We start from the raw sequence: 7092 nt of genomic DNA, 5'->3' as shown, positions 1-7092 counted from the left end.
AAAGACTTCTATGACCGATATTGCTCATCAGCTGTCTATTTCAACTTCAACTGTCATTCGTAAGCTCAATGACTTCCACTTTAAGCATGATTTTTCTCGCCTTCCTGAGATTATATCCTGGGATGAGTATGCCTTCACTAAGAGAAAGATGAGTTTCATTGCACAAGATTTTGAAAAGATCGATATCATCACTGTTCTTGAGGGAAGAACACAAGCTATCATAAGAAATCATTTTCTGCGCTACAATCGAGCTGTTCGCTGTCAGGTGAAAATCATTACTATGGATATGTTTAGTCCCTACTATGACTCAGCTAAACAGCTTTTTCCGTGTGCTAAAATCGTTCTCGATCGCTTTCACATTGTTCAACACTTAAGCCGTGCTATGAGTCGTTTGCGTGTCCAAATCATGAATCAGTTTGAGCGAAAATCCCATGAATATAAAGCCATCAAACGTTACTGGAAGCTCATTCAACAGGATAGTCGTAAATTGAGTGATAAGCGATTTTATCGCCCTACTTTTCGTATGCACTTAACCAATAAAGAAATTTTAGATAAACTATTGAGCTATTCGCAAGACTTGAAACACCACTATAAGCTCTATCAGCTCTTACTTTTTCACTTTCAGAACAAGGACCCTGACAAATTGTTCGGACTCATTAAGGACAATCTAAAGCAGGTTCATCCTCTTTTTCAGACTGTCTTTAAAACATTCCTCAAGGATAAAGAAAAGATTGTCAACGCCCTTCAACTACCCTATTCCAATGCAAAATTGGAAGCAACTAATAATCTCATCAAACTTATCAAGCGCAATGCTTTTGGTTTTCGGAACTTTGAAAACTTCAAAAAACGGATTTTTATCGCTCTGAATATCAAAAAAGAAAGGACGAATTTTGTCCTTTCCCGAGCTTAGCTTTTCTTCAACCCACTACAGTTGACAAAGAGCCCTTTTTTCTTACTTATTTCTCTCTTTATGTCGCTCATAAGCCTTGAGCTGACGCTGCAGTTCCTTTCTGATAGCAGGTTCTGGAGCATATTTTTCGTCCCAGTCATCCGGTTTTAAGATTTTATGTGTAACTGGATCAAAATGGGCTTTGCCATCAGGAAAAACCTTCCCCATGTTTGCCTCATGCACAATATCAAAGATACGTTCTGGATCCACTCCCATCAGGGCAAAACTGCCGTAAGTAAAATACAGTGTATCGATTAAGGCATCAACCTGCCCGATTAGATCTTTTTGGGCGGGCGTTTTTTGCCTCACCTTTTCGGCCGCCTTATCGAGTGCCGCGTGCATGCTTGCAAGCGACTGCTGGAATTCTTCCTCCGAAGAACTTGCTGCGCGGACAAACTCTACTAATTCTTCAATTTTAAAGTCTGCACGGTGGGTTGCCCCCTCAATATCCCAGGCCCGAGGCTCTTCTTGGGTTCGCTCATCCATCATATGGTGGAAGGTCTTGACCTTATTAAAATGATAATCTCGACTGACAAACACTTTTTCTGAAGCCAAAACACCAAAATGTTCGAGCGCCTTGTGGATGCCATCTTGTTGGTTACTTGCTGTAATATGCTTAGCAACTTCTTTGACGCTACTGCTACCATTTCCCATAGCGACTGACATACCGACACCTGCCAACATTTCCAGGTCATTGTCTGAATCACCAAAGGCCATGACTTGGTTGAGATCAAAGCCATATTCTTTCCCGACTCGGCGAATGCCTTCTAGTTTGGAATTTCCTTGGTTGATGATATCTGCTGCAAAAGGATTGCTTCGAGTCAATTTCAAATCTTCAAAATCACTTGCAGCTTTCTCAGATTCTTCAGGAGTCATCAGCATTAACACTTGATAGATTGGCTCATTGATCAAACGAAGTAGGTCGTCTTCCTTTTGAGGGACTGCCTTGCTGACCATCCGATTAAAGGAACGGCTAACGGTTCTTGTTAAGCCAGTTGGAATAAAACGGCTAACCAACTGTGAAAAGGATCCGAGACCAAAGGACATAATTTTTGAACCAACAACAGCATGCTCGGTTCCAAGAGCAATTTCTTTACGCTCCTTTTTAGCATAGGCAATCAATTGACGCAAGCTTGACTTGGCAATCGGGCTAGCAAATAAGACTTTTTCTTTATTAAAGATATATTGTCCGTTATAAGTTATTGCAAAATCCAGGTCTAAATCTTCCATCAATGCCTTGACAAAAAAAGGTCCCCGTCCTGTCGCCACTCCAACAAGCACCCCTTGCTCTTTGACAATCTTAATCGCGTCCTTAGTGGATTTCAAAACACTCTTACGATCGTTGACTAGCGTTCCATCGATATCAAAAAAAACAGCTTTGACTTCCATCCTATCCCATTCTCCCCTTTTGTGTTACAATGATTATACCACATTTCAGAAAGAGTGAGTAAATCATGCCTAAGAAAATCCTTGTTTTACATACAGGTGGAACTATTTCTATGCAAGCAGATGCCACTGGTGCCGTTGTAACTAGTCAGGACAATCCCATGAACCATGTATCCAATCCACTTGAAGGGATTGAAGTTCATGCCCTAGACTTTTTTAACCTACCGAGCCCCCATATCAAACCCAAGCATATGCTTGCACTCTATCATAAGATTAAAGAGGAAGCAGACAACTACGATGGTGTTGTCATCACACATGGGACAGATACGCTAGAGGAAACTGCCTATTTCCTTGATACCATGGAAATCCCGCACATGCCCATCGTTCTAACAGGAGCTATGCGTAGTTCCAACGAACTCGGTAGTGATGGAGTTTATAACTATCTGAGTGCTTTACGAGTTGCCAGCGATGACAAGTCAGCCGACAAAGGGGTTCTGGTCGTCATGAATGATGAAATCCACGCAGCCAAGTATGTTACCAAAACCCATACCACCAACGTCGGTACCTTTCAAACTCCTACTCATGGGCCACTCGGACTCATCATGAAACAAGAAATCCTCTACTTCAAAACAGCCGAACCGCGAGTCCGCTTTGACCTTGAACGCGTACAAGGTCTGGTTCCCATCATCTCCGCTTATGCAGGTATGACCGATGAGCTGATTGATATGCTTGACCTAGATCACCTAGATGGTTTAGTCATTCAAGCTTTTGGAGCTGGTAACGTTCCCAAAGAAACAGCCCAAAAATTAGAAACTCTCCTCCAAAAAGGGATTCCAGTCGCCTTGGTTTCACGTTGCTTTAACGGAATTGCGGAGCCCGTTTATGCCTACCAAGGGGGAGGAGTTCAATTGCAAGAGTCTGGCGTTCTCTTTGTCAAAGAACTCAATGCTCAAAAAGCTCGCCTCAAATTATTGATCGCCATCAACGCGGGACTAAAAGGACAAGAACTTCGTTATTACATGGAAGGTTGAAATAGAAAATCAGGAAATCTTCTCGATTCCCTGATTTTTTCTATTTACGTTTTCGTGTTGAACGACGTTCTGTCAAACCGTGAGGTAGAAGAACTTCACGTTCTTCCAACTCTTCCTTATGCATAATCTTGGTCAACATACGCATACTGATAGCACCAAGGTCGTATAGAGGTTGAGCAATTGTCGTTAAGTTTGGACGAGTGAATCGTGCAATTTGAGAATCATCTGTCGTAATGATTTCAAACTCTTCCGGTACAGAAATACCGTGATCTGCCAAGCCATTTAACACACCCGCAGCCAATTCATCACCTGTCACAACTGCAGCTGTAGCCTGTGAAGAAACCAAGCGCTCTGCCAAGGCATAGCCATCATTATAGCTGTATTTAGATTCAAATACCAAGCCCTCGCTATAAGGGATTCCTGCCTTTTTCAATGCTTCCTTGTAACCAATCAATCGAATTTTGCCGTTGATATCATCAACAAGTGGTCCACTGATAAAGGCAATCTTTTCATTTTCCTGAAGCAAATGAGTTACTGCATCAATCGTTGCTTGTTTGTAGTCAATATTAACACTTGGCAACTGGTGTTCGATATCCACTGTCCCTGCAAGGACAACTGGTGTCCGAGAACGGGAAAATTCTGAACGAATCTTTTCAGTCAAGTGATAGCCCATAAAAATAATTCCGTCAACCTGTTTTGAAAAGAGAGTATTAACTACTGAAACTTCTTTTTCATCGTCTTCATCACTGTTGGCAAGGACGATATTGTACTTATACATCTCTGCAATATCATCAATCCCCTTGGCTAGGGTTGAAAAATAGCCATTGGTGATATTTGGAATCACAACACCAACTGTAGTGGTTTTCTTGCTGGCCAATCCACGCGCTACCGCATTTGGACGGTAGTCAAGACGATCAATCACCTCTAGAACTTTTTTACGAGTATTCTCTTTGACATTCTTATTTCCGTTCACTACACGGCTAACAGTTGCCATGGAAACACCCGCTTCACGAGCAACGTCATAAATCGTTACTGTATCGTCTGTGTTCATTCCGTTTCCTTTCTGTATTGAAAATTTCGCTTTCACGCATCTATTTACTCCATTTTATCACTTATTGTAAACACTTTCAAGTATTTTTTAGAGAAACTTTAAAAAAATTTCATTTGATACTCACATTTTAAAAAAAGGAAGAAACTTTTCTTGATTTTTAAATCAGTTTGCTGTATGATAAGAAAAAAAAGGAGGGAGAGGCTATGGCTTTTACAAATACCCAGAGACGTTCGGCCAGTTTTGGCGTTGTGACCAGCTTGCCTGATGATGTCATTGACTCTTTATGGTTTATTATCGATTATTTTTTGAAAAACGTCTTTGAATTAGAAGAAGAACTCGAATTTCAACTGCTCAATAATGAGGGAACCATCACCTTCCATTTCTCTAGTCAGCATCTGCCGACTAGTATCGACTTTGATTTTAATCATCCCTTCGACCCTCTTTACCCTCCTCGGGTTCTTATTTTAGACATGGACGGGAAAGAAACCATCCTCCTTCCCGAAGAAAATGACCTATTTTAAAAACTCTAGCTTCTCGGCGCAAATAGCTGAGGAACTAGAGTTTTCTTTTTCTAATAAATGGAGCGACTAACAACCAGACCATTAGGTTTTGTATACTCTAAATCAAGGTAATCCTGGTAAGTCCCCGGTACAATGAAACCTTGGGGACTTAATATATCTGTCCCAGCTTTCCCCACGATAGAGTCTGCTAACAGAACACAATTGGTACTGAGAACAAAGTAGGTCTTAAACTCAGATGAGCTAAATTTATAGAGGGTCGCATCTGCTTCCTGTTTCAGTTGGTAGGAGTAGGTATGCTTGACCTCGCCCTCTCTTCTTTTCATCAACTGTGAGCTTGGCTCCCAAGGAATTAACAGGTCTTCTATCTCTGCCAAACGAGCTTGGATAGCTACTTTCTGTTGGTCTGTCAAACTCAAACCATAAGCAAACAAGGTCTTCTGACTTTCTCTCTTACAGAGCTCGATGTATTTTTCCCGATTGGCCTTAAACAAAACACCATCTCCGACCATGCCGAATAAACGCTCCGATTGGGGATCATACGAACCATAGGAAATAACCTTCCCTTGATAACAAATATCCACATGTCCCATAGCGAGGAAGAATGAGGTTTCTGAAGTATGGACAAAAATTTCCAAATCAACCACCTGATCATTTTTTCTTTCTGAACGAACTTCTCCTTCTTGGTTTTCATGATTTGACAACCACTCATTCAGTTTACGCAAGGTGCTGATAGGGATCAGAGCCGTCACAAAGATCGGTAAGGTCATTCGCATTCGCCGCTTCAGCTGGGGATTGCTTTCTATCCTCTCAAAAAAGAAACCATCCCGAAGACTACTGGCTCCTAGCATGAGCAAGTAAAATCCAAGCAAGAGCAATTCAAAATTCGCCGCATCGTGAAAAGGAGAGATGCTATAAAGACCAAATCCTATCATCCATACAGCATCAAAGAGATGATGAAGCCGAGGATGAATGGCATTTTTTCGATAGAGGGACCAGGTCACAAGACTAATGGCGCCCGTAAACAGCTGGTAACTCGCAATGATAAAGACTAGGAGATAGAGGGCAAGCTCTTGCAAAATGATAGAGTCAAATACGAGAGCCGCAACCATCAGCTTAGCCAAGGTTACAAGGATGTTTTCCCTACGTTTTTTATCCTGAAACCAGCGAGTCAACAAGTGCCAAACCGCTGACAAGGAAAAGTAGCCCATCAACAACTGGTACCCCATCCGTGGAACAACTTGTCCAAAACGAATCAAGAGAATCCCTAAAATAATAGCAAGCAGTCCCTCCCCAATACTCTTCCACTTGCTATAGGTCTCGGTAAGTTTAGGCATCGCCTTGCTCCAACTGATTAAGCAAGTGACGAATTGGTTGCTTTAAGATCGGATGGATAAAATGGGGAGCTATTTCTTGCAGAGACTCAAGGACAAAGAGGCGTTCTGCTATATAAGGATGAGGCAAGATGAGCTCGTCTGTATAAATGACCTGGTCCTCCACAAAGAGCAAGTCCAAATCAATCAAACGAGGCCCCCAATGTAGCTCTCGAACCCGTCCCATCTCTGACTCAATGGCTAACAAGGTCTCTAACAAGACTGAAGCTGGGAGCCAGGTTTCTACTTCAATCACCTGATTGGCAAAGCTATCTTGCTCCACACCACCCCAAGGCTCAGTCGTCAAAACACTGGATTCTTTGAGAATACGGATGCCACGAGTTCGTATTTTTTCACGAGCCTGCTTGAGATTAGCAGTCTTGTCGCCCATATTGCTTCCTAGAGCGATAAAGCCCCGTTGCTTGCGACGGTGGAGGGTTACTGAGCAGGTATCAAGTGGCAAGTGTACTGGTGCCCAAGGTTTTTTGAGTTCCAGTTCAATCTCCTGAACGAGAGGATAGGTCTCAAAGGTACGCTCTACTAGTTTGTAGGCTACTGTTTCAATCAAATCCTCAGTGCTTTCCTGAAACCAAGTCGTCCACTGTTGGCAAAGTTCTCCATAGTGGACAGAAGAAGCCAAATCTAACTCAGTCGCTGCCTTGGTCATATCATAGGATAAGTTTGCGGAAATAACAAACTTCTGCCCCAATTCTTTCTCACTTGGAAAGAGGCCGTGATAAGCAAATATTTCCAAATCTTTGATCTTTAGCTGATCCATAACTAA

General features: G+C 42.2%; 7 protein-coding genes. 3 read left to right on the top strand and 4 right to left on the bottom strand.

Annotated elements, in window-relative coordinates; translation table 11 throughout:
• A partial coding sequence (locus HMPREF9184_RS09555) for an ISL3 family transposase (protein WP_009444391.1) occupies positions 1 to 910 on the top strand: 910 nt, incomplete at its 5' end.
• A 42-nt stretch (positions 911 to 952) separates the two neighbouring features.
• On the opposite strand, the gene HMPREF9184_RS08415 is transcribed toward HMPREF9184_RS09555, so the two are convergent.
• Complete coding sequence (locus HMPREF9184_RS08415) at positions 953 to 2338, bottom strand: Cof-type HAD-IIB family hydrolase (protein WP_000452104.1); 1386 nt, start codon at positions 2336 to 2338, stop codon at positions 953 to 955.
• Between the two features lie 65 nt (positions 2339 to 2403).
• Between HMPREF9184_RS08415 and HMPREF9184_RS08410 the strand changes: the two genes are divergently transcribed.
• A complete protein-coding gene (locus tag HMPREF9184_RS08410) occupies positions 2404 to 3366 on the top strand; it encodes an asparaginase (protein WP_001124796.1) in 963 nt (320 codons plus the stop codon).
• A gap of 40 nt (positions 3367 to 3406) precedes the next feature.
• Here the strand turns inward: HMPREF9184_RS08410 and ccpA are convergent, their stop codons facing one another.
• Positions 3407 to 4417 carry a catabolite control protein A gene (gene ccpA, locus HMPREF9184_RS08405; protein WP_001090631.1) on the bottom strand — a complete coding sequence of 337 codons (1011 nt, stop codon included), beginning with the start codon at positions 4415 to 4417 and terminating at the stop codon, positions 3407 to 3409.
• A gap of 203 nt (positions 4418 to 4620) precedes the next feature.
• Here ccpA and HMPREF9184_RS08400 point away from each other — a divergent pair, with 203 nt between their 5' ends.
• Positions 4621 to 4938 carry a DUF960 domain-containing protein gene (locus HMPREF9184_RS08400; RefSeq protein WP_000886040.1) on the top strand — a complete coding sequence of 106 codons (318 nt, stop codon included), beginning with the start codon at positions 4621 to 4623 and terminating at the stop codon, positions 4936 to 4938.
• Positions 4939 to 4988: 50 nt separating this feature from the next.
• Here HMPREF9184_RS08400 and HMPREF9184_RS08395 read toward each other — a convergent pair whose 3' ends face one another.
• Complete coding sequence (locus tag HMPREF9184_RS08395; protein ID WP_001125367.1) at positions 4989 to 6272, bottom strand: hypothetical protein; 1284 nt, start codon at positions 6270 to 6272, stop codon at positions 4989 to 4991.
• Complete coding sequence (gene folK / locus HMPREF9184_RS08390) at positions 6265 to 7086, bottom strand: 2-amino-4-hydroxy-6-hydroxymethyldihydropteridine diphosphokinase (protein ID WP_000372475.1); 822 nt, start codon at positions 7084 to 7086, stop codon at positions 6265 to 6267. Before folK ends, HMPREF9184_RS08395 begins: the two co-directional genes overlap by 8 nt.
• Positions 7087 to 7092: the final 6 nt, after the last annotated feature.

Source organism: Streptococcus sp. oral taxon 058 str. F0407 (assembly GCF_000235485.1).
GTDB lineage: Bacteria > Bacillota > Bacilli > Lactobacillales > Streptococcaceae > Streptococcus.
Note: the sequence above shows the minus strand (reverse complement) of the source record. Positions and strands in the feature narration are given on the sequence as shown.

What these genes read in the sequence shown, in the direction of transcription:
- HMPREF9184_RS08415 (WP_000452104.1), bottom strand. Translation starts at nt 2,338, where the DNA reads ATGGAAGTCAAAGCTGTTTTTTTTGATATCGATGGAACGCTAGTCAAC.
- HMPREF9184_RS08410 (WP_001124796.1), top strand. Translation starts at nt 2,404, where the DNA reads ATGCCTAAGAAAATCCTTGTTTTACATACAGGTGGAACTATTTCTATG.
- ccpA (WP_001090631.1), bottom strand. Translation starts at nt 4,417, where the DNA reads ATGAACACAGACGATACAGTAACGATTTATGACGTTGCTCGTGAAGCG.
- HMPREF9184_RS08400 (WP_000886040.1), top strand. Translation starts at nt 4,621, where the DNA reads ATGGCTTTTACAAATACCCAGAGACGTTCGGCCAGTTTTGGCGTTGTG.
- HMPREF9184_RS08395 (WP_001125367.1), bottom strand. Translation starts at nt 6,272, where the DNA reads ATGCCTAAACTTACCGAGACCTATAGCAAGTGGAAGAGTATTGGGGAG.
- folK (WP_000372475.1), bottom strand. Translation starts at nt 7,086, where the DNA reads ATGGATCAGCTAAAGATCAAAGATTTGGAAATATTTGCTTATCACGGC.